Annotated in this window: 26 protein-coding genes; 13 read left to right on the forward strand and 13 right to left on the reverse strand. The window is 68.9% G+C overall.

All coding sequences use genetic code 11. The features are described from left to right. Positions 1-103: 103 nt before the first annotated feature. A complete protein-coding gene (locus QF046_RS09475; RefSeq protein WP_307369041.1) occupies positions 104-415 on the forward strand; it encodes a hypothetical protein in 312 nt (103 codons plus the stop codon). Positions 416-601: 186 nt separating this feature from the next. After that, complete coding sequence (locus QF046_RS09480; protein ID WP_307369045.1) at positions 602-1,201, forward strand: zinc-binding alcohol dehydrogenase; 600 nt, start codon at positions 602-604, stop codon at positions 1,199-1,201. 13 nt (positions 1,202-1,214) lie between these two features. Here QF046_RS09480 and QF046_RS09485 read toward each other — a convergent pair whose 3' ends face one another. Together QF046_RS09485 and QF046_RS09490 are read right to left on the reverse strand one after the other, a co-directional pair. Further along, positions 1,215-1,535 carry a potassium transporter Trk gene (locus QF046_RS09485; RefSeq protein WP_307369048.1) on the reverse strand — a complete coding sequence of 107 codons (321 nt, stop codon included), beginning with the start codon at positions 1,533-1,535 and terminating at the stop codon, positions 1,215-1,217. 155 nt (positions 1,536-1,690) lie between these two features. Next, positions 1,691-2,047, reverse strand: coding sequence for a sterol carrier family protein (locus tag QF046_RS09490; RefSeq protein ID WP_307369051.1), 357 nt, complete (start codon positions 2,045-2,047; stop codon positions 1,691-1,693). A 157-nt stretch (positions 2,048-2,204) separates the two neighbouring features. On the opposite strand from QF046_RS09490, the gene QF046_RS09495 reads away from it, so the two are divergent. After that, on the forward strand, positions 2,205-2,894 hold the full coding sequence (locus tag QF046_RS09495; RefSeq protein ID WP_307369055.1) for a CoA pyrophosphatase: 690 nt from the start codon (positions 2,205-2,207) through the stop codon (positions 2,892-2,894). Between the two features lie 38 nt (positions 2,895-2,932). Beyond that, entirely contained in the window at positions 2,933-4,210 is a 1,278-nt protein-coding gene (gene purD, locus QF046_RS09500; protein WP_307369058.1) for a phosphoribosylamine--glycine ligase, read from the forward strand. Between the two features lie 129 nt (positions 4,211-4,339). Here the strand turns inward: purD and QF046_RS09505 are convergent, their stop codons facing one another. The 3 genes from QF046_RS09505 to QF046_RS09515 are packed head-to-tail and all read right to left on the reverse strand — an operon-like array spanning position 4,340 to position 5,526. Further along, positions 4,340-4,870, reverse strand: coding sequence for a GNAT family N-acetyltransferase (locus QF046_RS09505; RefSeq protein ID WP_307369061.1), 531 nt, complete (start codon positions 4,868-4,870; stop codon positions 4,340-4,342). Between the two features lie 34 nt (positions 4,871-4,904). Further along, the gene (locus QF046_RS09510; RefSeq protein WP_307369064.1) at positions 4,905-5,345 is read right to left on the reverse strand and encodes a hypothetical protein; all 441 of its coding nucleotides are present in this window, start codon (positions 5,343-5,345) and stop codon (positions 4,905-4,907) included. Beyond that, positions 5,332-5,526, reverse strand: coding sequence for a helix-turn-helix transcriptional regulator (locus QF046_RS09515; protein ID WP_307369067.1), 195 nt, complete (start codon positions 5,524-5,526; stop codon positions 5,332-5,334). Before QF046_RS09515 ends, QF046_RS09510 begins: the two co-directional genes overlap by 14 nt. Positions 5,527-5,636: 110 nt before the next feature. On the opposite strand from QF046_RS09515, the gene QF046_RS09520 reads away from it, so the two are divergent. After that, positions 5,637-6,119 (forward strand): hypothetical protein, encoded by a 483-nt coding sequence (locus QF046_RS09520; RefSeq protein WP_307369070.1) that lies wholly within the window; start codon positions 5,637-5,639, stop codon positions 6,117-6,119. Positions 6,120-6,156: 37 nt separating this feature from the next. On the opposite strand, the gene QF046_RS09525 is transcribed toward QF046_RS09520, so the two are convergent. Genes QF046_RS09525 through QF046_RS09535 form a run of 3 tightly spaced genes read right to left on the reverse strand, consistent with a single transcriptional unit; the run spans position 6,157 to position 9,921 of the window. Next, positions 6,157-7,335 (reverse strand): ROK family transcriptional regulator, encoded by a 1,179-nt coding sequence (locus tag QF046_RS09525; protein ID WP_307369073.1) that lies wholly within the window; start codon positions 7,333-7,335, stop codon positions 6,157-6,159. A 55-nt stretch (positions 7,336-7,390) separates the two neighbouring features. Next, positions 7,391-8,440, reverse strand: a complete 1,050-nt coding sequence (locus QF046_RS09530) for an ABC transporter permease (RefSeq protein ID WP_373425684.1) — start codon at positions 8,438-8,440, stop codon at positions 7,391-7,393. Further along, positions 8,437-9,921, reverse strand: coding sequence for a sugar ABC transporter ATP-binding protein (locus QF046_RS09535; protein WP_307372796.1), 1,485 nt, complete (start codon positions 9,919-9,921; stop codon positions 8,437-8,439). The genes QF046_RS09530 and QF046_RS09535 overlap by 4 nt, the downstream gene beginning before the upstream one ends. A 294-nt stretch (positions 9,922-10,215) precedes the next feature. Between QF046_RS09535 and QF046_RS09540 the strand changes: the two genes are divergently transcribed. The 3 genes from QF046_RS09540 to QF046_RS09550 all read left to right on the forward strand — a co-directional run bounded on the left by QF046_RS09540 (position 10,216) and on the right by QF046_RS09550 (position 13,531). Next, positions 10,216-11,253: a substrate-binding domain-containing protein gene (locus QF046_RS09540; RefSeq protein ID WP_307372798.1), complete on the forward strand. Its 1,038-nt coding sequence runs from the start codon at positions 10,216-10,218 to the stop codon at positions 11,251-11,253. A 61-nt stretch (positions 11,254-11,314) separates the two neighbouring features. Beyond that, positions 11,315-12,469: a Gfo/Idh/MocA family protein gene (locus QF046_RS09545; protein ID WP_307369076.1), complete on the forward strand. Its 1,155-nt coding sequence runs from the start codon at positions 11,315-11,317 to the stop codon at positions 12,467-12,469. Between the two features lie 57 nt (positions 12,470-12,526). Further along, complete coding sequence (locus tag QF046_RS09550; RefSeq protein WP_307369079.1) at positions 12,527-13,531, forward strand: sugar phosphate isomerase/epimerase; 1,005 nt, start codon at positions 12,527-12,529, stop codon at positions 13,529-13,531. Between the two features lie 69 nt (positions 13,532-13,600). Here QF046_RS09550 and QF046_RS09555 read toward each other — a convergent pair whose 3' ends face one another. From QF046_RS09555 to QF046_RS09565, 3 genes are read right to left on the reverse strand one after another with little or no spacing between them, the layout of a single operon-like run. Next, positions 13,601-15,130, reverse strand: a complete 1,530-nt coding sequence (locus tag QF046_RS09555; protein ID WP_307369081.1) for an MFS transporter — start codon at positions 15,128-15,130, stop codon at positions 13,601-13,603. A 45-nt stretch (positions 15,131-15,175) separates the two neighbouring features. Continuing rightward, the gene (locus QF046_RS09560) at positions 15,176-15,859 is read right to left on the reverse strand and encodes a response regulator transcription factor (RefSeq protein WP_307369084.1); all 684 of its coding nucleotides are present in this window, start codon (positions 15,857-15,859) and stop codon (positions 15,176-15,178) included. 38 nt (positions 15,860-15,897) lie between these two features. Continuing rightward, the gene (locus QF046_RS09565; RefSeq protein ID WP_307372800.1) at positions 15,898-17,166 is read right to left on the reverse strand and encodes a sensor histidine kinase; all 1,269 of its coding nucleotides are present in this window, start codon (positions 17,164-17,166) and stop codon (positions 15,898-15,900) included. 229 nt (positions 17,167-17,395) lie between these two features. Here QF046_RS09565 and QF046_RS09570 point away from each other — a divergent pair, with 229 nt between their 5' ends. The 3 genes from QF046_RS09570 to QF046_RS09580 all read left to right on the forward strand — a co-directional run bounded on the left by QF046_RS09570 (position 17,396) and on the right by QF046_RS09580 (position 19,610). Then, positions 17,396-18,250 (forward strand): Ltp family lipoprotein, encoded by an 855-nt coding sequence (locus QF046_RS09570; RefSeq protein WP_307369087.1) that lies wholly within the window; start codon positions 17,396-17,398, stop codon positions 18,248-18,250. Between the two features lie 76 nt (positions 18,251-18,326). Beyond that, positions 18,327-18,698 carry a PH domain-containing protein gene (locus QF046_RS09575; protein ID WP_307369090.1) on the forward strand — a complete coding sequence of 124 codons (372 nt, stop codon included), beginning with the start codon at positions 18,327-18,329 and terminating at the stop codon, positions 18,696-18,698. Between the two features lie 48 nt (positions 18,699-18,746). Further along, complete coding sequence (locus QF046_RS09580) at positions 18,747-19,610, forward strand: phosphoribosylaminoimidazolesuccinocarboxamide synthase (protein ID WP_307369093.1); 864 nt, start codon at positions 18,747-18,749, stop codon at positions 19,608-19,610. Here the strand turns inward: QF046_RS09580 and QF046_RS09585 are convergent, their stop codons facing one another. Continuing rightward, complete coding sequence (locus tag QF046_RS09585; protein WP_307369098.1) at positions 19,611-20,003, reverse strand: type II toxin-antitoxin system VapC family toxin; 393 nt, start codon at positions 20,001-20,003, stop codon at positions 19,611-19,613. Further along, the gene (locus QF046_RS09590; protein ID WP_307369101.1) at positions 20,000-20,263 is read right to left on the reverse strand and encodes a type II toxin-antitoxin system VapB family antitoxin; all 264 of its coding nucleotides are present in this window, start codon (positions 20,261-20,263) and stop codon (positions 20,000-20,002) included. Before QF046_RS09590 ends, QF046_RS09585 begins: the two co-directional genes overlap by 4 nt. Positions 20,264-20,364: 101 nt before the next feature. Between QF046_RS09590 and QF046_RS09595 the strand changes: the two genes are divergently transcribed. Next, entirely contained in the window at positions 20,365-21,705 is a 1,341-nt protein-coding gene (locus tag QF046_RS09595; protein WP_307369104.1) for a uracil-xanthine permease family protein, read from the forward strand. Between the two features lie 163 nt (positions 21,706-21,868). After that, a complete protein-coding gene (locus QF046_RS09600) occupies positions 21,869-22,327 on the forward strand; it encodes a CinA family protein (RefSeq protein ID WP_307369106.1) in 459 nt (152 codons plus the stop codon). Positions 22,328-22,351 lie beyond the last annotated feature (24 nt).

The raw sequence follows: 22,351 nt of genomic DNA on the forward strand, positions 1-22,351 counted from the left end.
GCGCACACCACCGGGCCGTAAAGGCCGGAACCGCACCGATGCGGATCCCCCGCCCGGTCATCGCAGAGGCGGCAGCGTGCCGCCCGCACACGAATCAAGAATCATGAGCAGTACCGACACTTCCGCGCGCTCCGCCGCGCCCATCCAGATCCATCCGACCACCGATCCGACGGACGCACCCGTGCTTGCCTGGAGCCAGGCCGACGAGGACGTCTTCGTCGCCACGAACGCCGGCGAATTCGCCGGGTTCGTCACCGTCGACCGCAACGCGCACATCGTGCACGACAACCACAGCCGCCGCATCGGCAGCTTCTCGACCCTGGCCGCCGCGCGCCAGGCGCTGGTGGATGCCACGCGCCCGCCGTCCCGTCGCCGCGAGCGTCTGCGCACCCGCATCCTCTCCCGCCGCCGCTGAGCTGCGTCGACGCTCCACGGTTCGCCTCGAGCATCTGCTCCGTACCCCACCCGTGCGGACATGTGGCACACCTGGTCGCATCGTTCCCCCTGATGGCGACCATGTGGCACACATGCCCGGTGCGGATGCGATCATGTGCGCCACGTGTTCGCCCACGATGCGACGAAGAACCCTACGATGGGGGCCATGGTCGACAAGCCGCAATGGCTCATCCGCGAGGACGCCGGCACATCCGTGCTGGTGGCCCTCGCGCTGCGCCAGCTTCTCGGCATCCGGGCTCCCGAAGACCTGCCCAGCCTGCGCGGCCTCGAGGTGCGACGGCCCGACGCGACCGATCCCGACGATGCGCTCGAGAACCAGTGGCGCGAGTACTGGGACATGACGGTCGAGCCGCGCGCGCACCGCTCGGACGTTCCCCTCGACCTGGTCGACGGGTTCGACACCCTCGTCGCCCTGCCGACCACCGGCGCGGAGGAGCTTCGCGACGCGATCGTGCCGCATGCGACATCCGTCCTGCAGTACGCGCAGGACGTGCACAACCGCTACGTCGATTCGGTCAGCTCCTCCGGCGGAGCGTATCGGGCCTACGCCAGCGCCATCGCCGAGTTCGAGCGCGAGGTCGGCCGGCGGGCGCACTCGTTCGAGCTGAACGTGCAGGTGCTGCCGTTCTCGCAGCGCGGCATCTGGTGGATCGGCGCACTCAGCGTGGCGGTCACCGACGGGCTGCGCCGAGACGTGGTGGCCTTCGACGCGGCGATGCGCCCGGTGATCGCCGAGCTGGCCTGAGCTGCTGCGCGGCTTACTGCTCGTCGGTCTCGGTGATGCGCTCGTGCTCGACGCGCACGATGCGGGTGTGCCTGCGCGCGACCCGCTCCAGGATCAGCGCGACCAGACCGCCGAGCGCGATTCCGATCGGCACCGTCCACAGCAGCGCGAAGCCGAAGACCTGCCCGGGAGGGTAGATCACGTCGACAACCGCGGACTTCTCGTAGCTGCCGACGGCGGTGAGGATGCCGGCGATGATCACGCCGAGCGCGGCGCCGAGCCCCAGGAACACGCCGAAGCGCGGGACCGGACGGATCCGGGCCTCCACCATGTGGTCGTCTGCGTTGCGGGACATGCCCCTATTCTCCCACGCTCTGCTCCCACCCGCCTTTCCGTCGAGAGCACGGCACCTCGCCGAGCGCACGGGAACTTCGCGCGAAGAAGCCGTGCGTTCGGCGAGATCCCGTGCTGTCGGCGAGGAGGGTGCGTGGGTCAGGGGCGCAGGGGCAGTCAGGGGCGCAGGGGCAGCAGGTCGGCCAGGTCGGCGCGGACGCCGGATGCCGTGACTCGACCGGCCGCGACGACATCCGTCCAATGCTCGTCGCCCGTGGCGAGGGCGATCCAGGTCGCGGCATCCATCTCCACCACGTTCGGCGGGGTACCGCGGGTGTGTCGAGGCCCCTGCACGACCTGTACCGCACCGAACGGAGGCACGCGCACCTCGACGCTGTTGCCGGGGGCCTTCTCGTCGAGCAGCTGCAGCAGATACCGCACGGCCATCGCGGTCGCCTGCCGCGGAGCATCCCCGGCGGACACCAGGGCGAGCGCTGCGCGCCCGTCGCTGATGTCGATCTTCCGCACGGCCATGCCTCCAGGCTACGCAGTTCCCCCTCGTCTCGCCCCTGCTGGGCTACCTGGCCCCTGATCATTCACGTGATTTAACGGGGGCGGGGTAGCTGGGCAGGGGCGAGCACAGGGTTCGTACCGGTGCTGACGTCGCACAGCGGGCATAGAGTCGATGGGGATGACTGAGACAGGCGGGACCACCGAGACGCTGCCCGGCGCGCGCGCCGAGCTGATCGCCGCCGCGACGACCGCGGCCCAGTGGATCCCGACGTTCCCGCTGTCCGTGGAGGATCCGACCCCGGCATCCGTGCTCATCCTGTTCGGCCGGCTGGACAGCATCCCGGCCCGCGCCGATGATCTGACCGTCGCCGCCGACCTCGACGTGCTGCTGCAGCGCCGAGCGGCCACGTTGTCATCGCATCCGGGGCAGGTGTCGTTCCCCGGCGGCGGACGCGAGACGGCGGATGCCGATGAGATCGCCACGGCGCTGCGCGAGGCGCAGGAGGAGACCGGACTCGAGCCGGACGGCGTCGAGGTGCTGGCCGCCCTGCCCGAGATCCCGCTCTCGGTGAGCAACTTCCTCGTCACGCCGGTGCTCGGCTGGTGGCGCAAGCCCTCTCGCGTGGCGGCCGTGGATCACGCCGAGACCGTCGAGGTGTTCCGCGTGCCGGTCGCGCAGCTGATCGATCCGGCCAACCGGTACACGTCGACGCTGCACCGCGACGGCATGACGTACCGGGGCCCTGCGTTCGACATCGACGGCACGATCGTGTGGGGCTTCACCGCCGGCATCCTCGACGCGCTGTTCGACGCCACCGGGTGGGCGCTGCCCTGGGATCGCACCATCGAGCGCCCCGTCACCGTCTGACGGTAACCGTCACCGGGCCCGCCGGTAGGCTTGCGGGCATGAAGATCCTGGTCCTCGGCTCCGGCGCGCGCGAGCACGCGATCATCCTGTCCCTGCGGTCGGAGGAGTCCGAGCACGAGATCTTCGCGGCTCCCGGCAATGCCGGAATCGCGCAGGATGCGACGATCGTCGAGGTCGACATGCTCGACGGCGCTGCGGTCGCGACGTTCGCCAACGAGCGCGGCGTCGACCTGGTCATCATCGGCCCGGAGGCACCTCTTGTCGCGGGCGTCGCTGACGTGCTGCGCGAGCGCGGCATCCCGGTGTTCGGACCGGGGAAGGCTGCGGCCCAGCTGGAGGGTTCCAAGGCGTTCGCGAAGCGGATCATGGATGCCGCCGGCGTGCCGACCGGGCGCGCGGTGCGCGCAGCTTCCGTCGCGGATGTCGAAGCCGCGTTCGATGACTTCGGCGCACCGCACGTGGTGAAGGCCGACGGCCTCGCCGCCGGCAAGGGCGTCATCGTCACGGCCGATCGCGCCGAGGCGCTCGCGCACGCCGAGCACTACCTGCCCGCGGGCCCCGTGCTGGTCGAGGAGTTCCTCACCGGCCCCGAGGTCTCGCTGTTCTTCCTCAGCGACGGCGACACGGTGCGCGCACTGAGCCCCGCACAGGATTTCAAGCGGGCTCTGGACGGCGACGGCGGCCCCAACACCGGCGGCATGGGCGCGTACTCCCCTCTGCCCTGGCTGGCCGACGACTTCGGCAGCGTCGAGGCATTCGTCACCGAGGTGACCGACACCGTCGCGATGCCCGTGATCCGCCAGCTCGACTCCGAGGGCACCCCGTTCATCGGCCTGCTCTACGCCGGGCTCATCCTCACCCCCGCCGGCGTGCGCGTGATCGAGTTCAACGCGCGCTTCGGCGATCCTGAGACGCAGGTCGTGCTGCCGCGGCTGCGCACCCCGCTGTCACGGCTGCTGCTGTCGGCGGCATCCGGACACCTCGAGGACGAGCCGCAGCCGGAGTTCTCCGACGAGGTCGCGATCACGGTCGTGCTCGCCAGCGAGGGGTACCCCGAGTCGCCGCAGACCGGACGCATGATCGAGGGGCTCGCCCAGGCGGCATCCGTCGACGGCGTCTCGATCGTGCACGCCGCGACGGCGGGTCCGGATGCTCCCGGCGGCGCGCTCATCGCGACCGGAGGGCGGGTTCTGAACGTCGTCGCGACCGGCGCGGACTTCGCGGATGCCAGGACGCGCGCCTACGAGGCGATCGGGCGCATCGCGCTGGACGGCGCGCACTACCGTCACGACATCGCGGCGCAGGTCGTGAAGTAGGCGCGCGCGGAGTCGCATCCGTCCTTCAGGTCGCAGCCGATGCCGGCATCCGCCCTCCAGGTCGCAACCGATGCCGCTACGAGGCCGTCCAAGCGACATCCGTTGCGACCTGGGCTCAAGCGATCCGGGTCAGAGAGCGATCCAGTACTGCCGCATCCGCTCGTGGCCGGCCTCGGACGCGTCGATCGTGGCCTGCAGCACGCCGCCGGCTCCCTCGATGGTGCGATACGAGCCCGCGTTGTCGTCGTCGCAGGTGAGCATGACGCGGTCATAGCCCTCCGCGCGCGCACGGTCGAGCACGAGATTCAGCGCGGCGCGGGCGATGCCCTGGCGTCGGCGAGACGGGCGCACCGAGTATCCGATGTGACCACCGAAGCTGCGCAGCCAGTCGTTCAGCGCACGCCGGAACGCGATGAAGCCGACCACATCGCCGACGTCGGCGATCCAGAAGAAGTCGCATGCCACGTGACCGTCGGGCAGCTCGGCGCCGGGACGACCGTACAGCTCGGCCTTGGCGACGAACTCCTCGCACGCCGCACGATCGGGGACGAGCCCCTGCTCCAGGCCCGCACCGTCGATGTGCACTCCATCGAACTCGGCGACCGTGGCGGCCCAGGAGTCGAAGAGGTCGGTGGACGGCGTGGCGAGGCTGATCTGCATCCGTCCATCCCATCACGGATGCCGGATGCGGCCGTCACCCGCGGCGGACGAAGTACCAGTTGGCGAAGAACCAGCCGGCCACGAGCGCCAGGAACACGCCCAGGGCGACGAAGCGTGACAGCGGATCGACCTGCGCGATCGCGAACACGATCATCTGGACGACACCCAGCAGCAGAGCGAGCGCCCCCACGACGGCGAGGCCGCGCACGGCCGCGGCACGGTCGCGCTCGTCGGCGTACTCCAGTGCGTTCACGCGCTCCAGGTCGCCGGAACTGCCGCGACGCGCGAAGACAGCGCCCAGACCGCCGACGAGCGCACCCACCAGCAGCGCCACGCCTGCGGGCACCTGGCCGAGCACGAAGCACACGAGCGCGCCCACGGTGCAGGCGGCGACGAGCACCGTGTTGACGCGCGACATCGGCCAGCTGAACCTGCGAGCCGAATCCGCGCTCCCGCCGGACTCATCCGTCGACATCGAAGACCTCTTCCACTGTGGATCCGAAGTGCCGCGCGAGATGCACGGCCAGCGTCAGCGAAGGGTCGTACCGGCCGGTCTCGATCGCATTGATCGTCTGCCGGGAGACTCCGACGGCCGTCGCGAGCGTCTGCTGCGAGAGTCCCTGCTCGGTTCTGAGCTCCTTGACCCTGCTGCGCACATGTCAACCGTAGGACAACACGCCCGGGATGTAAAGCGCGCTTGACACTCTCCAGAGATGTAAAGCATGCTTGTCATGTCAAGCCGCCTTTACATCTTACGGAGATCATCATGCAGGAAGCACTCGTCGACTTCACCCAGTCCCTTCCCCTCTGGCTGCAGTGGGCCGGGGTCATGCTCGCAGCCGCCATCCCGTTCATCGAGTCGTACTTCGGCACGCTCATCGGCGTCGTCGCCGGCGTCCCGCTGCCGATCACCCTGCTCGCGGCGATCCTCGGGAACCTGATCTCGATGCTGATCTTCGTGTTCGTCGCCTCCGCCGCCCGAGCCAAGGTGCTCGCCCGCCGCGGCACCGATCAGCAGACCGAGCCATCGGCCCGCCGCGCCAAGGTCAAGCGCATGTTCGACCGCTTCGGTGTGCCCGGAGTGAGCCTGCTCGGTCAGGCCGTGCTGCCCAGCCAGATCACCTCGGGGATGATGGTCTCGTTCGGCGCCAGCCGCAACGCCGTGATCTTCTGGCAGGTCATCTCGATCATCGTCTGGGCGCTGATCTTCGGCCTCATCGGCATGGGCGGCATCGCCCTGTTCCGCTGAGCCGCGGCATCCGGACGCCGGGCGGATGCCGCTCGGCTCAGCTGCTCAGAGCGAAGCTCTGCGGCAGCACATCGGGCGAGAGCGCATGCTCGACGGCCAGCATCGCGGCGCCGAGGACCGCGGCCCGGCCGGCGGTCACCGACTGGGCGATGGTGAGATGCTCGCTGGCCAGCGGGGTGGTGCGCGTGTAGACGACCTCACGAACGCCGGCGATCAGGTGCTCGCCGACCCGGGCCATCGCTCCCCCGATCACGATCAGCGACGGGTTGAGCAGGCTCACCGAAGTGGTGAGCACTTCGCCGAGGTCGCGACCGGCCTGACGCACAGCTTGGATGGCTTCGAGGTTGCCCTGCTTGACCAGCTCCACGACGTCGCCGCCGTTCGAGGCCGGGAAGCCCCGGCTCGCGAGTTCCCGGGCGATCGCCGGTCCGGACGCCAGCGCCTCCAGGCATCCGCGGTTGCCGCAGGGGCAGGGCACATCCGCACTGCGGGCCACACGCACGTGGCCGATGTCGCCGGCGGTGCCCTGGGCGCCGCGCAGCAGCTGTCCGTGGGAGATGATGCCGGCGCCGATGCCGGTGCCGACCTTGACGAACATCAGATGGTCGATGTTCGGCCAGGCGAAGGCCCGCTCGCCGAGCGCCGAGATGTTCACGTCGTTGTCGACGAGCACCGGCACCTCCACATGCTGCTGCACCCAGCCCGGCACGTCGAAGCGGTCCCAGCCGGGCATGATCGGCGGATTCACCGGACGTCCGGTGGGATGCTCCACGGGTCCGGGGACGCCGACGCCCACGGCGGCGACGCGGTCACGACTCAGATCCAGCGAGCGCACCAGACTCGCCCCGGTCTCGACGGCCCATCCGAGCACCGCCTCGGGGCCCCGCGCGACCTCCATCTGGCCGGTCTGCTCGGCGAGGATCGTCCCGGCCAGGTCGGAGACGGCGACCGTGGTGTGCGAGGCGCCGATGTCCACTCCGATGACCACCTTCGCACTGGGATTGAGCGCGAACTGGGACGGTGGCCGCCCCCCGGTGGATGCGGCGTCTGCGACCGGACGGATCAGCCCCCGATCCATGAGCTCGTCCACTCGCGCGGCGACTGTCGAGCGCGCCAGTCCTGATGCCTTGGCCAGCTCGGCGCGGGTGCGCGGGACGCCGTCACGGAGCAGCTGGAACAGCTCCCCGACGCCTCCGGCGCTCGGATTGGACGGCATTCGTCTCCTGTCAGGGTTCCGGGTCACGCAGAGACTTCTGCCTTCCCTCGGCAGTCTACGCGCGGATTTCGGCGGAAGTCGGCCGGGCGGCCCTCCGCTTGCGCGCGCCCGCGAAGCGCTGCTGCAGCAGCACGGCGATCACGATGATCACACCCTTGGTGAGGGACTGCAGAGACGAGGACATGTTGTTCTGCACGAACACGTTCTGCAGCACGGCGAAGATGAGCACGCCGAACACGGTGCCGGTGATCGTGCCGCGTCCGCCGATCAGCAGCGTGCCGCCGACCACGACCGCGGCGATCGCATCGAGCTCGTAGAGGTTGCCGTGCGTGGAGGTGCCCGCGTTGGTGCGACCCAGGATCATCACTGCGGCGATACCGGCGGTGAGCCCGGCCAGCGCGTAGAGCCACATGACGTGCTGGTTGACCTTGATGCCCGCCAGCCGCGCGGCCTCGACGTTTCCGCCGATCGCCACCGTGCGGCGCCCGAAAGTGGTGCGGTTCAGCAGCAGCCATCCGGCCACGGCGACGATGGCGAAGATCCAGATGAGGATGTCGACGCCGAGCAGGTCGACGTTCATCGCCTTGAGGAAGTCGCGGTCCGACACCACGAGGGTGCGCTGGTTCGCCAGCACTTCAGCCAGGCCCCGGGCGCCGACGAGCATCGCCAGGGTCGCCATGAAGGCTGCGACCTTGCCGTACGCGATGATGACGCCGTTGATCAAACCCGCACCGGCGCCGACGAGAAGCGCGATGATCACGGTGACGATCCAGTGCGACGACTTGGCGACGTCCTGCACGACGGCAAGTGCACCGACGACCGAGGCGAGCGCCAGCACCGCGCCGACCGAGAGGTCGATGCCGCCGGCGATGATCACGAAGGTCATGCCGATGCTGATCACGCCGATGATCGACGCCTGGCGCAGGATCACGAGCGCATTGCCGAAGTTGAAGAAGTTGTCGAAGGCCGTCAGCATCCCCACGGCGATGATGGCGAGCAGCGCCAGCACCAGTCCGAGGTTGCGTCCGGCGGCACCGGAGAACAGCGACCGCATCAGCGGACGGGACGCGCTGTCAGCGACGGGGGTCAGAGTCTGCTCGCTCACGCGGCGGCTCCTTTCATGACGAGATCGAGCACGCCGTGCTCATCGATCTCCGAGGCGGGAAGAGAGGTGAGGACGCGCCCGTCGCCGACGACGAGCACGGTGTCAGCCAGACCGAGTACTTCCTCGATCTCGCTGGAGATGATGACGATCGCGTGGCCGTCTGCGGCCAGATCGTGGATGAGGCCGTAGATCTCCGCACGCGCACCGACGTCGACGCCGCGCGTGGGTTCGTCGAGCAGCAGCACACGGCTGCCGTGCGCGATCCACCGCGACAGCAGGATCTTCTGCTGGTTGCCGCCGGAGAGGGTGCCCGCCGGCAGGTCGGGGTCCGCAGGGCGCAGCTCCATCGCATCCATCTGCTCGCGGGCGATCCGGCGTTCCGCGCGTTCGTCGAGCCAGCCGCCGGTGGCGAGCCTGCCGAAGGTCGGCAGCAGGATGTTGCGGAAGATCGCCTCCCCCAGGACGAGCCCCTGCGACTTGCGCTCTTCGGGGCTGAGCCCCATCCCCGCGCGCACCGCGGCGGCGACCGATCCGCGCCGCAGCGGTTTGCCGTCGACGAGCACGCGCCCGGAGGAGGCGTGACGTGCGCCGTAGACGGTCTCGATGATCTCGGAACGGCCCGAGCCGACCAGTCCTGCCAACCCGACGATCTCCCCCGCCCGCACCGAGAACGACACGTCCGAGAACACCCCGTCGAGGCTGAGATCCTCGACCTCGAGCAGCACCGGGGCATCCGCCGCGATCGGAACGGCCACGGGAAACACGTTCTCCACCAGACGACCCGTCATGTGCTTGATCAGGGACTGCGTGGGGGTGTCGGCGACCTCGAGGTTGCTGGCCGTGCTCGCACCGTCCTTCAGCACGGTGATCCGGTCGCCGATGGTGCGGATCTCCTCCAGACGGTGCGTGATGTAGATCACCGCGATCCCCTGGGCGGTGAGCTCCTTGACCACGTCGAACAGCCGACGCACCTCCTCGGCGCCGAGGGCTGCAGAGGGCTCGTCCATGACGATGAGGCGGATGTCGTGGGAGAGCGCTCTGGCCATGCTCACGATCTGCTTCTCCGCCGAACTGAGCGTGCCGACCTCGGCATACGGCGAGAGGTGCTCGTGGCCGAGGCGCTTCAGGAGAGCGCGGGCTCGGTTGGCGGTCGCGAGGCGCCGCGTGAATCCTCCTCTGGCCAGCTCGTGCCCGAGGAAGATGTTCTCCGCGACGGTCAGGCCGTCGACGACATCGAGCTCCTGGTACATGGTGGCGATGCCGAGGTCGATCGCCGCCTGCGGGTCGGGGATGGAGACGGGCTCGCCGTTCCAGAGGATCTCGCCCGCGTCGGGCTGATGCACGCCGGCGAGGGTCTTGATGAGGGTGGACTTGCCGGCGCCGTTCTGTCCGAGCAGGCAGTGCACCTCGCCGGCGCGGATCTCCAGATCCACGCCGCGCAGCGCACGCACGGCACCGAAGGTCTTCTCCACGCCGCGCATCTCCAGTAATGCCGGAGTCTGGTCATCTTTGATCACAGGAGGAACATAACATGCCGACGACTCCCCTGGCGAGGGGTGCGAGAACGGCATCCGAGGGTCGATCCCGCAGCCGACGGGGCGCGCCTATCTGCTGAATCCCCCGGAATCTCGCACGTGATGCACTTCTACCAAGAAAGAAGCAAAAGCTGTACAAGGTCGCCGATCTTCTGTTAGCTTCTCCTTGAGAGTGCCGGCGAGCTCCCACTCGTCCGCACGCACCTGCATCACTTTCAAGGAGGAAACGACATGCTCAGCATGCGCAAGCGCGGACTTCGTCCGCTGATGGCAGGCGCGGCAGCGCTGTTCGCCATCACACTGGTGGCCGGCTGCACCAGCACCACCGAGGACAGCACGACCGACCGCCAGGGCACGACCAGCGACGAGAACAAGGCGTCCGGCGACACCGTCGTCATCGGCTGGTCGGGACCGGAGGCCGACCACGGCTGGCTCGGTGCCATCAACTCCGGCGCGATCGCTGCGGCCGAGGGGTTCGACGACGTCGAGCTGCGTCAGGCCGAGGGCACCAATGACGCCAACCAGCAGATCGCCGCGGTCGAGAAGTTCATCAACGACGGCGTCGACGCCATCGTGCTGCTGCCGACGGACGGCGCCGCCCTCACGCAGGCGGCACAGAAGGCGATGGATGCCGGCATCCCCGTCATCAACGTCGACCGCGAGTTCTCGAGCACGTTCGCCTCACGTGCCACCATCCTCGGTGACAACTACGGCATGGGCGTCAGCGCCGGCACGTACATCTGCGAGCAGCTCGACGGCAAGTCGGATGCCGTGGTCGCCGAGATCGCCGGCATCGACTCGCTGCCGCTGACCCAGGACCGCTCGCAGGGTTTCAAGGACGCCCTCGACACCTGCGGTCTCGAGGTCGGACCCCGCGTGGCCGCCGACTTCACCGTCGCCGGCGGCGAGAGCGCGGCATCCCAGCTGCTCTCCGCCAACCCGAAGATCGACGCGATCTGGAACCACGACGACGACCAGGGCGTCGGCGTGATGGCCGCCATCGAGTCGGCGGGCCGTAGCGAGTTCTTCATGGTCGGCGGCGCCGGCAGCGTCAACATGATGGATCGCATCAAGGCCGACGACAGCGTCGTCAAGGCGACCGTCATCTACCCGTCGACGCAGGCCGCCGACGGCATCGCGCTCGCGCGTCTCATCGCCCAGGGCAAGACCCTCGGCGACCTGATCACGCCGAGCGTGCCGTACCGCATCGTGCTCGACGCGCCTGTCGTGACCAAGGACAACGTCGACGAGTTCATCAAGCTCGCCTTCGAGTCCTGACCCCCTCTCGTCGGGCGGGCGCCCTCACCGGCGCCCGCTCGACGCATTCCCGGAGAGAACGATGACGAAATCACTGCGCGTGGCGATGATCGGCCACGGATTCATGGGAGCGGCGCACTCCGTGGGCTGGCGCCAGGCGCCCGCCGCCTTCGATCTGCCCCTCGCCCCGACGATGGCCGTGCTGGTGGGCCGGGATGCCGAGCGGACCGCGGCCGATGCCACCCGCTGGGGCTGGAGCGAGACGGCCACTGACTGGCGGACGGTCGTCGAGCGCGACGACATCGATGTCATCGACATCGTCACCCCCGGCGACTCGCATGCCGAGATCGCCGTCGCCGCGCTCGAGGCCGGCAAGCACGTGCTGTGCGAGAAGCCGCTGGCCAACACGGTCGCCGATGCGCAGCGGATGGCGGATGCGGCGGCATCCGCCCCCGGCCTGTCCATGGTCGGCTTCACCTATCGCCGTGTTCCCGCCGTCACGCTCATGCGCGACCTGATCGCCGAGGGCCGGATCGGCACGGTGCGGCAGGTGAGGGCGAGCTACCGGCAGGATTGGCTCGCAGACCCGGAGTCCCCGATGACCTGGCGTCTGGAGAAGGACCGGGCGGGTTCCGGATCCTTGGGCGATATCGGCGCACACGCGATCGACATGACTCAGTTCGTGACCGGGCAGACGGTGGACCGGGTCTCCGGCGTGCTGGAGACCATCGTCTCGGAGCGCCCGCTGATGGGCGAGTCCGTGGGCCTGGGCGGCAAGGCGGGTGGCGGGACCGGCATCGTGACGGTCGACGACCTCGCCCTCTTCACCGGACGGCTGTCCTCGGGGGCACTGGTCTCCTTCGAGGCGACGCGCTTCGCCACCGGTCGCAAGAACGCCCTCGAGATCGAGATCTCCGGCGATCGCGGCGCGCTGTACTGGAACCTGGAGGACCTGAATTCGCTGCACCACTACGACGCGACGCGTCCGGCGGGCACGCAGGGCTTCACCCGCATCCTGGTGACCGAGCCCGAGCATCCGTATCTGTCCGGCTGGTGGCCGACCGGTCATATGCTCGGCTACGAGCACGGGTTCTCGCATCAGGTGAAGGACCTCGTCGAGGCGATCGCGACACGGACCGCCCCGGCGCCGGACTTCGGCGAGGGGCTGCTCGTGCAGCGGGTGCTCGACGCGGTCGAGCGCAGCGCGGCCGACGGCTCCGCCTGGACCGAAGTCTGAACCCGACCACCACGATCCGCCACCCGACCGGGTGCACCGACTGAGAAGAGGACGACGATGTCACGACCGATCACACTGTTCACCGGCCAGTGGGCCGACCTTCCATTCGAAGAGGTCTGCCGTCTGGCAGGCGAGTGGGGCTACGACGGCCTCGAGATCGCCTGCTGGGGCGACCACCTCGACCCGTGGCGCTGGGATGACGACGCCTACGTGCAGGGTCGTCTCGACATCCTCGAGCGCAACGGCCTGAAGGTGTGGGCCATCTCCAACCACCTCAAGGGTCAGGCCGTTTGCGACGACCCGATCGACCAGCGCCACCGCAACATGCTCTCCGACCAGGTGTGGGGCGACGGCGACCCGGAGGGCGTGCGACAGCGCGCCGCCGAGGAGATGAAGCACACCGCACGCCTTGCCGCGAAGCTGGGCGTGAAGACGGTCACCGGATTCACGGGGTCGTCGATCTGGAAGTACGTCGCGATGTTCCCGCCGGCCACCGACGAGATGGTGGAGGCCGGCTACCAGGACTTCGCCGACCGCTGGAACCCGATCCTCGACGTCTTCGACGAGGTCGGCGTGCGCTTCGCGCACGAAGTGCATCCCTCCGAGATCGCCTACGACTACTGGACCACCAAGCGCACCCTCGAGGCGATCGGTCACCGCAAGGCGTTCGGCCTGAACTGGGACCCGTCGCACATGGTGTGGCAGGACATCGATCCGGTCGCGTTCCTCTGGGACTTCCAGGACATCATCTACAACGTGCATTGCAAGGACACGAAGAAGCGCCTGGGCAACGGACGCAACGGCCGTCTCTCGTCGCACCTGCCGTGGGCAGACCCGCGGCGCGGCTGGGACTTCATCTCCACCGGCCACGGCGACGTGCCGTGGGAGGACGCGTTCCGGATGCTGAACGCGATCGGCTACGAGGGCCCGCTGTCGATCGAGTGGGAGGATGCCGGAATGGACCGCCTGGTGGGCGCCCCGGAGGCTCTCGAGTTCGTCACGAAGCTGTCGACGTACAAGCCGTCGGATGCCGCGTTCGACGCGGCGTTCGCGACGCGCTGACACCGCGACCGGAGGGGAAAGGTGGGTCGCCCGGCAGATCTGCCGGGCGACCCGCCTTCGTTCGTCCTGTCAGCGCAGCTCGTCGGCGCTCTTGCCCTTGTAGCGTCCGATGAACACCGCGGCGATCAGCGCGATGAGCATCACGCCGACGGGCAGCAGCATCGACTGCGCCATGCCCGCCGAGAAACCCTCCGCCACGGCATCCGGCATCTTGCCGCCCGCGCCGAAGCCGCTCGGCGCCTGATCCAGACCCGGCAGGTTCGCCTCCAGGCGCGCCTGCATGAATGCGGCGATGGCAGCCGAGCCGATCACCGAGCCGATCGTGCGCGTGGTGTTGTAGATGCCGGCGCCGGCTCCGGCCTGACGCGGTGGGAGGTTGCGGGTGGCCTCGGTGGCCAGCGGGCCCCACATGCCGGCGTTGCCGATGCCGAGCAGCGCTGAGGGCAGCAGGAACATCCACGTCAGGGTCTCGACATTCATCAGCGCGGCGTTCCACAGCACGCCGCCTGCCACGCAGAGCAGGCCGGGGATGAGGATGAAGCGCGGGTCGATCCGGTCGAGCAGGGAGCCTGCGAACGGGGCGAGCACGCCGGAGATGACCGCCATCGGGATCAGCAGCAGCGCAGACTCGGTCGGGGTGAGCCCGCGGGCCAGCTGCAGGAAGAACATGAAAGGCAGTGACATGCTCGTCACGGTGAACCCGACCGCGGCGATGCCCAGATTGGATGCCGCGAAGTTGCGGTCCTTGAAGAGCGCGAGCGGCACGAGCGCTTCGCTCTTGGTCTTCCACTGCTGCAGGACGAACACGACCAGCAGCACGAGTCCGGCGATGATCATGCCCCAGACCGAGATGGGCCCGGCGATGGTTCCCCAGTCGTACTTCTGCCCCTCCTGCAGCCCGAAGACGATCAGGAACAGCGCGGCGGCGCTCAGCACGACACCGACGTAGTCGAAGCGGTGCGGATGCGTCTGCAGCTTCGGCACGTAGATCCAGGCCAGCACGAAGGCCGCGACGCCGACCGGGATGTTGATGTAGAAGATCCACTCCCAGCCGAAGCCGTCGACGAGCAGCCCGCCCAGCAGCGGGCCGACCAGGGTCGCGACGCCGGCGGTGGCACCCCACAGCCCCATCGCGGCACCGCGCCGCTCGGGCGGGAAGGTGCGTGTGATCACTGCCATGGTCTGCGGCGTCATGAATGCGGCACCCAGTCCCTGCACCGCGCGCGCGATGACCAGGCCCGTGAGTGTGGTCGACAGGCCGCTCCACAGCGACGCCGCGGTGAAGACGACCAGCCCGATCAGGTAGATGTTCTTCGGGCCGAAGCGGTCGCCGAGGCGCCCGGTGATCAGCAGCGGCACGGCGTAGGCCAGCAGGTAGGCGCTGGTGACCCACACGACGTTGTCGAGGTTGTTCGTGTCGGGGTCGAGTGCCGCCTTGATGGCGGGGTTCGCGACCGACACGATCGTGGTGTCGACCAGGATCATGAAGAACCCGATCACCAGCGCCCAGAGCGCGGGCCAGGGGCTGGTGGGCTTGTGCCCGTGCGCGTAGGTTCCGGTCGAGGGCCCGGAGGTGCGGTTCGAAGCGGCGTCAGTCACGGCGCAACGCTACACCCGGGATCAGACAGTCGAATCCGTTGCCGTTCAGACGTCGACGGGGCCGAGACCCGCGCGCTCGAGGATCACCCCGACCTGCACGCGACTGCGTACGCCGAACTTCGCGAACACCTGCTCGAGGTGGGTCTTCACGGTGCCGCTGGAGATGTGCAGAGTGGCGCCGATCTCCTGGTTCGTGCCGCCGGTGGCTACGCCGACCGCGACATCGCGCTCCCGCTCGGTGAGCGACGCCACGCGCTCCTGCGCCGCGCTGCGACCGGTTCCGCCCTCGGTCTCGACCGCCCGGCGCACGAGCTGCGCGGTGCTGCGGCCGGAGACGACGGTCTCGCCCGCAGCAGTGCGGAGCACGGCATCCACGATCCGCTCCGGAGACTCGTCCTTGAGCAGGTAACCGCTGGCGCCGGCGCTCAGCATCCGCAGCAGCTGGTCCTCGGCGTCGATGCTGGTCATCGCGAGAACGCGCGCGCTCGATTGGGCGACGATGACGCTGGTCGCCTCGGGCCCGCCCATCAGCGGCATCCGCACATCCATCAGCACCACATCGGGATGGTGGGCGCGCACGTACTCGATGGCCTCCGCCCCGTCCGCCGCTTCGCCGACGACCTCGATCCCGGGGTGCACGGCGAGCACGAAGCGGAAGCCGCTGCGGATCAGCAGCTCGTCGTCCACGACGAGCACGCGCACCGGAGTGGGTACTTCTGCTGTGGTCACGCACCGAGCCTAGCGCCGGGCTCGGACGCTCCTCGCTGCTATCCCCGCTCCTGCCAGGGAAGGGTGACGTCCACGATGAAGGTGCCGTCGTGCGCGCCGATCCAGGCGGTGCCGTCCAGGGCGGCCGCGCGCTCTCGGATGCCGACGGTTCCATTGCCGCCTCCGGGCACGATGCCGGTCTCGATGGACCGCACGGAGACCGGATTCTCCACGCGGATGCGGGCCCCGGTCTTCGGGTCCGTTCGCACGTAGACCTCGATCTGCACCCCCGGCGCGTGCTTGACGGCGTTGGTGAGCGACTCCTGCACGATCCGGAAGACCGCGCTGTCGAACAGCGCGGCACTCCGCTCGGGCGACTCGATCACGACGAACGCGCTGATCTGCGCGCCGCCACGTCGCAGGTCGACCAGCAGCGCCCCGATCGCCGAGGTGGTGGCCGGGCCCGCGGAGGGTGCGGTCGCCCCACCACGCAGATCGCCGATCAGCCCACGCATGTCCTGGAGGGCGGCATGGGTCTGCTCTCGCACGGTGCGTGCGATCTCTCCGGCATCCTGACCGACGCCGCCGCCTGCACCCGCCGCCTGACCAGCAGCGACTTCCAGGGCACCCGCATGCAGCGACACCACCGACAGCCTGTGCGCGAGGGCATCGTGCATGTCCCGCGCGATCCGCTCCCGCTCGGCCTGCCGGACCATCTGCTCCGTCAGCAGATCGGCACGCTGCAGCTCTCGCTGCGCCCGCTGATCGCTGTCCATCGCCTCGCGACGCGCCCGCCCGTACAGGGCGATGCCCGTCGCGGCGCCGAGGGAGACGACCGCCCAGACGAACGACATCACGATCCAGGTCGGCTCGTACTGCGCATCAGCGCGCGTGGTGAAGTACCAGGGCAGCGCGCCTCCCCAGCCGGTGAGGGCCTCCCGTATCGCGAACAGCATCACGAGTGCCGCTGTGATGCCGGCGACCCAGGTCATCCGCCGGGGTTCGCGGCGCACGACGGCCACAGCCCCGACGAGCAGGAGGACGTACGAGACGCCGACCACGGCGAGCACACAGCCTGCGACGAGCGCGAGCAACGGCATCCGCCGGCGCCAGACGACGGTGATCCAGGCCGCGATCACCAGCATCGTGAGCGCAGTACCGGAGTCGGTCACGGTCATCCGGGCGTCCTCGCCCACCTGCAGCTCGGCGACGCCGGGCACGTTCATCGAAGCGCCCACGTCGAACACGATCCCCATCACGACCAGTCCGACGGAGCTCCCGAAGAACGCCGCGCGACGGCGGCGCGGTTCGGTGGCGGGACTGCTCATGGAGGGCACAGCACGAGCGTATGGCCCGCCGCCGACGTCGTGGATCGGCCGACCGGCACCAGCATCCTCCCCCGAACGGCGGAGGCGGGTGTGCCCGGACGGCCGATCCGCCACCGCGGTGCCGATTGCGAGTCTGAGAACCGGTGCGGACACCGAGCGGCTGGACGCAGCGGCTGGGGACCTCGGCGTCCGCATCCTTCCCTTTCCAACTGACACAAGGACACCCATCATGAGCTTCGACAACAGCACTCCGATTCCTCCCAGCGCGCCCCCCGCGGCGCCGGCCGCGCCGGCTCCGATCGCGCCCCCGATGCCGCATCCGGCCAGCGGGGCGCCGGGGGCGAGCGTCGGCGACAAGTCGTTCCTCGTCACCTGGCTGCTCTCGCTGCTGCTGGGCGTCTTCGGAGTCGACCGCTTCTACCTCGGCAAGGTCGGCACCGGCCTCCTCAAGCTCGTCACCCTCGGCGGTCTCGGGATCTGGTTCCTGGTCGACCTGGTGCTCGTACTCGTCGGCGCCGCGCGGGACTCCACCGGACGCAGCCTCGCCGGCTACGACCAGCACAAGAAGATCGCCTGGATCGTGATGGGCGCGCTGATCGCCTTGGGCCTCGTCATGAACATCGTCGACCCGAAGCCCGCCGCGCCCGTCCCCGCGGCGGACCGGCCCGCAGCCGTCGCGCCGGCCGAGAAGGACGCGGATGCTCCCGCCGAACCCACCGAGGAGCCCGAGGAGCCCGCCGTGGAGGAGGCTCCCGCCGAGCCCGTCGAACCTGCCGTCCCCGTCGAGTACACCTCCGCGCTGAAGAAGGCCGAGTCGTACTCCGCGCTGATGCACATGAGCAAGGCGGGCATCTACGACCAGCTCACCAGCGAGTACGGCGAGAAGTTCGCACCGGAGGCCGCGCAGTACGCCGTCGACACCCTGCAGGCGGACTGGAACGCGAACGCACTCGCCAAGGCGAAGGACTACCAGACGACCATGTCGATGTCGCCCGCCGCGATCCGCGACCAGCTCACCAGCGAGTACGGCGAGAAGTTCACGGCCGCCGAGGCCGACTACGCCATCGCCCATCTGAACGACTGACCCCTGCGCCGGGCGTTCCCACCCCCGCTCCGGGCGGCCTCTGCGCCGCCCGGAGCGCCACACGAAAGGACATTCCATGGAGACCGCAGCCATCCTCAGCTGGACTCTGCAGAGCGAGATCCCCGTCCCGCCCGACGTGCAGTCGCTGCTCGCCGACGGCGAGCAGGCGATCACATCGTTCAAGACCTTCCGCGACTCCGCGACTTTCACGACCAAGCGCCTTATCGTGCGCGACGCGCAGGGCATCACCGGCAAGAAGGTCGAGATCCATTCGCTGCCGTACAGCTCCATCCTGATGTGGTCGTCGGAGAACGCCGGGACTCTGGATTGGAACTCCGAGCTCGAGCTGTGGACGAAGGCAGGACACATCAAGGTGAAGCTGTCCAAGGGCGCCGATGTCCGCCGCATCGACAGCCTGATCGCCTGGGCGGTCCTCAACGCGCACTGAGTCGAAAGACGGACGGGACCGCCGGCCGGCGGATGCCATGATGGACACGTGAGCGAAGCACAGAGCATCCCCGGCTGGCGTCACCTCTACTCCGGCAAGGTCCGCGACCTGTATGCCTCGGAGGATCCGGGCGACACGCGCATCCTGGTCGTGGCATCCGATCGGGTGAGCGCGTTCGACTTCGTGCTCTCCCCCGGCATCCCGAACAAGGGCGAGCTGCTCACGACACTGAGCAACTGGTGGTTCGATCAGCTCCACGACGTGCCGAATCACCTCGTCGCCGGTGAGATCCCGGATGCCGTGGCCGGCCGCGCCATGCTCGCGATGGCGCTGGAGATGCTGCCGATCGAGTGCGTCGTCCGCGGCTACATCACCGGCTCCGGCTGGGCCGAGTACGTCGAGAGCGGCACCGTCTGCGGCATCCCGCTGCCGGCCGGGCTGAAGAACGGCGACCGCCTCCCGGAGCCGCTGTTCACCCCGGCCTACAAGGCGCCGATGGGCGAGCACGACGAGAACATCGCCTTCGAGAAGGTCGTCGAGCTCGTCGGCGCCGACCGCGCCGCCGAACTGCGCGACACGTCCCTCTCCCTGTACGCGCGCGCCGCCGCGATCGCCGAGGAGAAGGGCTTGATCCTCGCCGACACGAAGTTCGAGTTCGGGACGGATGCCGCCGGCATCCTGCACCTGGCCGATGAGGTGCTCACCAGCGACTCCTCCCGCTACTGGGATGCCGAGACGTGGAAGACAGCCGCGACGCCCGAGGAGCGGATGGCGAGCTTCGACAAGCAGATCGTGCGCGACTGGCTGGCCGCGAACTGGGACAAGCAGGGCGAGCCGCCCGTGCTGCCCGAGGAGATCGTCTCGCGGACCGCAGACCGGTATCGCGAGCTGATCACGCGGCTGACCGCCTGATCAGGATGCCGCGACGCGCACGTCCGTGTGCACGAAGTCATCGCCCTTGAAGAGCAGGGGCTCGTCGCGGGCGATGGCGAGCGCATAGCTGAAGCAGTCGCCGTAGTTCAGGCGTGCGGGGCTCCCCGATCCGCGGCCATAGCGCCGGTAGGCGTCCGTAGCGATGCGCGCCTGGCGCTCATCGACCGAGACGATCTCAGCGCGCACGCGCCGCAGGAGCTCACGAAGTTCATTCAGCGCAGGCTCTCCGCGCCGCCGGTGCACCACGATCTCTGTCTCAACGAGGGTTCCCGCCGAGATCGTCACCGATCGACTCTCGATCAGGTCGACGAAATGCTCCGCCTCGATCTCCTGCATGATGATCGCCATCCACACCGAGGTGTCGACGATCATCGCGGCAGGCCCATCTCGTCGTACATCTCGTCCATGATCTGCTCGTAGCTCGGCCCGATATCGGGAAGCGCCTGCAGCCTTGCAATCGATTCCCTGATCCGCCGTTTCCGCTGCAGATCAGCGTCATCACGCTCATTGCGGATCTCATCGAGCCGCCGGCGCACGGCATCCTCCACCGCGCTCGTCTGAGACTGCCCCGTCAGCTCGGCGAGCTGACGCACGAGGTCGTGCACCTTCTCGTTCTTGATGTTCAGGCTCATGCCATGATTCTACCCTTCCGGGATCCTTTCTACCCTTGGCATCCGACACTCACCCGATAGTGTTTCCTCGGCCCTGATCCCGAACCCCCCGAGGAGCCCTCATGCCGGTATGGAAGATCCACGGCGACGGCCGCAACGTCGCCCCCGACCAGGTCGTCCGACCGGACGAGCGGCTGAACTGGCCCGCGACCTTCGCGATCGGCGCTCAGCACGTCATCGCGATGTTCGGCGCCACGTTCCTCGTGCCGATCATCACGGGCTTCCCGGTGTCGACGACGCTGCTGTTCTCGGGCATCGGAACGCTGCTGTTCCTGCTGCTCACCCGCAACCGCCTGCCCAGCTACCTCGGCTCGTCGTTCGCGTTCCTCGCACCGATCACGGCGATCAATGCCGGCCAGGCGCTCGAGAACGCGCAGCAGATCACTCAGGCGCTGCTCGGTGTGCTCGTGGTCGGCGTGCTGCTGGCCGGCATCGGCTTCCTCGTGCAGGCCGTCGGCGTGCAGTGGATCGACCGGTTCATGCCTCCGGTGGTGGCCGGCTCCATCGTCGCCCTGATCGGCTTCAACCTGGCGCCCGCCGCCTGGAACAACTTCACACTGCAGCCTGAACTGGCCTCGGTCACGCTGGTCGCGGTCGTGCTGTTCAGCGTGCTGTTCCGCGGGTTCCTGGGCCGCATCTCGATCTTCCTCGGCGTGATCGTCGGGTACGTCGTCGCACTGCTCACCGGTCAGGTGAAGTTCGACGGCGTCGCGGAGGCCGCCTGGATCGGGCTGCCGCAGTTCCACCTCGCGGCGGTCACCGACCCTGCGGCCTGGCTGTACGTGCCGATGTTCCTGCCGGTCGTGCTGGTGCTCATCGCCGAGAACGTCGGGCACGTGCGCGGTGTCGCCACCATGACCAACGACCCGTCGATCAACAAGCACACCGGTCGCGCGCTGGTCGCCGACGGTCTCGCCACGACTCTGGCCGGCGGATTCGGCGGCTCCGCCACGACGACGTACGGCGAGAACATCGGAGTGATGGCCGCGACTCGCGTCTACTCGACCGCGGCGTACTGGGTGGCCGGCGGCGCGGCGATCCTGCTCGCGTTCTCTCCGAAGATCGGCGTGATCTTCGCATCGATCCCCGCCGGTGTGCTCGGCGGCGTGACCACCGCGCTGTACGGTCTGATCGGCGTCATCGGCATCAAGATCTGGGTCGACAACCGCGTGGACTTCTCCCGCCCGGTCAACCAGTACACGGTCGCGGTCTCGTTCGTGATCGCCGTCGGCGGCTTCGCGATGAACTGGGGTGCGTTCCAGCTCGGTGCGATCGTGATCGGCACCGTTGCCGCGCTGCTCATCTACCACCTGGGCAACGCCATCGCGCGGGCCCGCAGGACGGGGGCGGACGACGGTGGCCCGATCCCCGCGGTAGGCCCTCTGGGCGGCGACCCGGAGTAACCAGCCGACTCCCACTCGAACGGGAGGAGATCGCACGATCCGGAGGATCATTCCGGCGTGCGGACTCCTCCCCTTCGTGCGTTCTCCTCCGGTGCGGTGCAGCGGATGCCGGTGGCTGTCAACCCCGGGTCTCCCCGGCAGTGCTCGCGGTAGCTTCGTCGACATGGACGATGTGACACAGCTCAGCGACACAGCCCGTGCGCGCGGCCTGCGGGTGGCCGTCGCCGAATCGCTCACCTCCGGGACGTTGGCCGGTGCAGTCGGTGCGGGCGAGCAGGCCAGCGAATGGTTCGCCGGGGGAATCGTCGCGTACATGATGGACACGAAGGAGCGCGTGCTCGGCCTGGAGCCCGGCACGGATCCGTGTTCGGCATCCTGCGCCGAGCAGCTGGCACGCGGTGCGCGGGAGCTGTTCGATGTGGACATCGCCGTGTCGACGACGGGCGTGGGCGGACCGGATGCCGAGAACGGTCATCCGCCCGGCACCGTGTACCTGGGCTGGGCCACGCGCGCCGCGGTGGGGCACCGGCTGCTGAGGATCGACGGCGATCCAGATCGGGTTCTCGCCGCGACCGTCGAGGCGGCGGTGCGGATGCTGACCTTCCACGCCGCCGAGCTCTGAGCCGGGCCGGGCGGATGCCGGGCA

The sequence above is a fragment of the Microbacterium sp. W4I4 genome, from assembly GCF_030816235.1.
Classification (GTDB): domain Bacteria; phylum Actinomycetota; class Actinomycetes; order Actinomycetales; family Microbacteriaceae; genus Microbacterium.

Coding starts and splice junctions, on each gene's coding strand:
- QF046_RS09475 (WP_307369041.1), top strand. CDS start 104: ATGAGCAGTACCGACACTTCCGCGCGCTCCGCCGCGCCCATCCAGATC.
- QF046_RS09480 (WP_307369045.1), top strand. CDS start 602: ATGGTCGACAAGCCGCAATGGCTCATCCGCGAGGACGCCGGCACATCC.
- QF046_RS09485 (WP_307369048.1), bottom strand. CDS start 1,535: ATGTCCCGCAACGCAGACGACCACATGGTGGAGGCCCGGATCCGTCCG.
- QF046_RS09490 (WP_307369051.1), bottom strand. CDS start 2,047: ATGGCCGTGCGGAAGATCGACATCAGCGACGGGCGCGCAGCGCTCGCC.
- QF046_RS09495 (WP_307369055.1), top strand. CDS start 2,205: ATGACTGAGACAGGCGGGACCACCGAGACGCTGCCCGGCGCGCGCGCC.
- purD (WP_307369058.1), top strand. CDS start 2,933: ATGAAGATCCTGGTCCTCGGCTCCGGCGCGCGCGAGCACGCGATCATC.
- QF046_RS09505 (WP_307369061.1), bottom strand. CDS start 4,870: ATGCAGATCAGCCTCGCCACGCCGTCCACCGACCTCTTCGACTCCTGG.
- QF046_RS09510 (WP_307369064.1), bottom strand. CDS start 5,345: ATGTCGACGGATGAGTCCGGCGGGAGCGCGGATTCGGCTCGCAGGTTC.
- QF046_RS09520 (WP_307369070.1), top strand. CDS start 5,637: ATGCAGGAAGCACTCGTCGACTTCACCCAGTCCCTTCCCCTCTGGCTG.
- QF046_RS09525 (WP_307369073.1), bottom strand. CDS start 7,335: ATGCCGTCCAATCCGAGCGCCGGAGGCGTCGGGGAGCTGTTCCAGCTG.
- QF046_RS09535 (WP_307372796.1), bottom strand. CDS start 9,921: ATGCGCGGCGTGGAGAAGACCTTCGGTGCCGTGCGTGCGCTGCGCGGC.
- QF046_RS09540 (WP_307372798.1), top strand. CDS start 10,216: ATGCGCAAGCGCGGACTTCGTCCGCTGATGGCAGGCGCGGCAGCGCTG.
- QF046_RS09545 (WP_307369076.1), top strand. CDS start 11,315: ATGACGAAATCACTGCGCGTGGCGATGATCGGCCACGGATTCATGGGA.
- QF046_RS09550 (WP_307369079.1), top strand. CDS start 12,527: ATGTCACGACCGATCACACTGTTCACCGGCCAGTGGGCCGACCTTCCA.
- QF046_RS09565 (WP_307372800.1), bottom strand. CDS start 17,166: ATGAGCAGTCCCGCCACCGAACCGCGCCGCCGTCGCGCGGCGTTCTTC.
- QF046_RS09570 (WP_307369087.1), top strand. CDS start 17,396: ATGAGCTTCGACAACAGCACTCCGATTCCTCCCAGCGCGCCCCCCGCG.
- QF046_RS09575 (WP_307369090.1), top strand. CDS start 18,327: ATGGAGACCGCAGCCATCCTCAGCTGGACTCTGCAGAGCGAGATCCCC.
- QF046_RS09585 (WP_307369098.1), bottom strand. CDS start 20,003: ATGATCGTCGACACCTCGGTGTGGATGGCGATCATCATGCAGGAGATC.
- QF046_RS09590 (WP_307369101.1), bottom strand. CDS start 20,263: ATGAGCCTGAACATCAAGAACGAGAAGGTGCACGACCTCGTGCGTCAG.
- QF046_RS09595 (WP_307369104.1), top strand. CDS start 20,365: ATGCCGGTATGGAAGATCCACGGCGACGGCCGCAACGTCGCCCCCGAC.
- QF046_RS09600 (WP_307369106.1), top strand. CDS start 21,869: ATGGACGATGTGACACAGCTCAGCGACACAGCCCGTGCGCGCGGCCTG.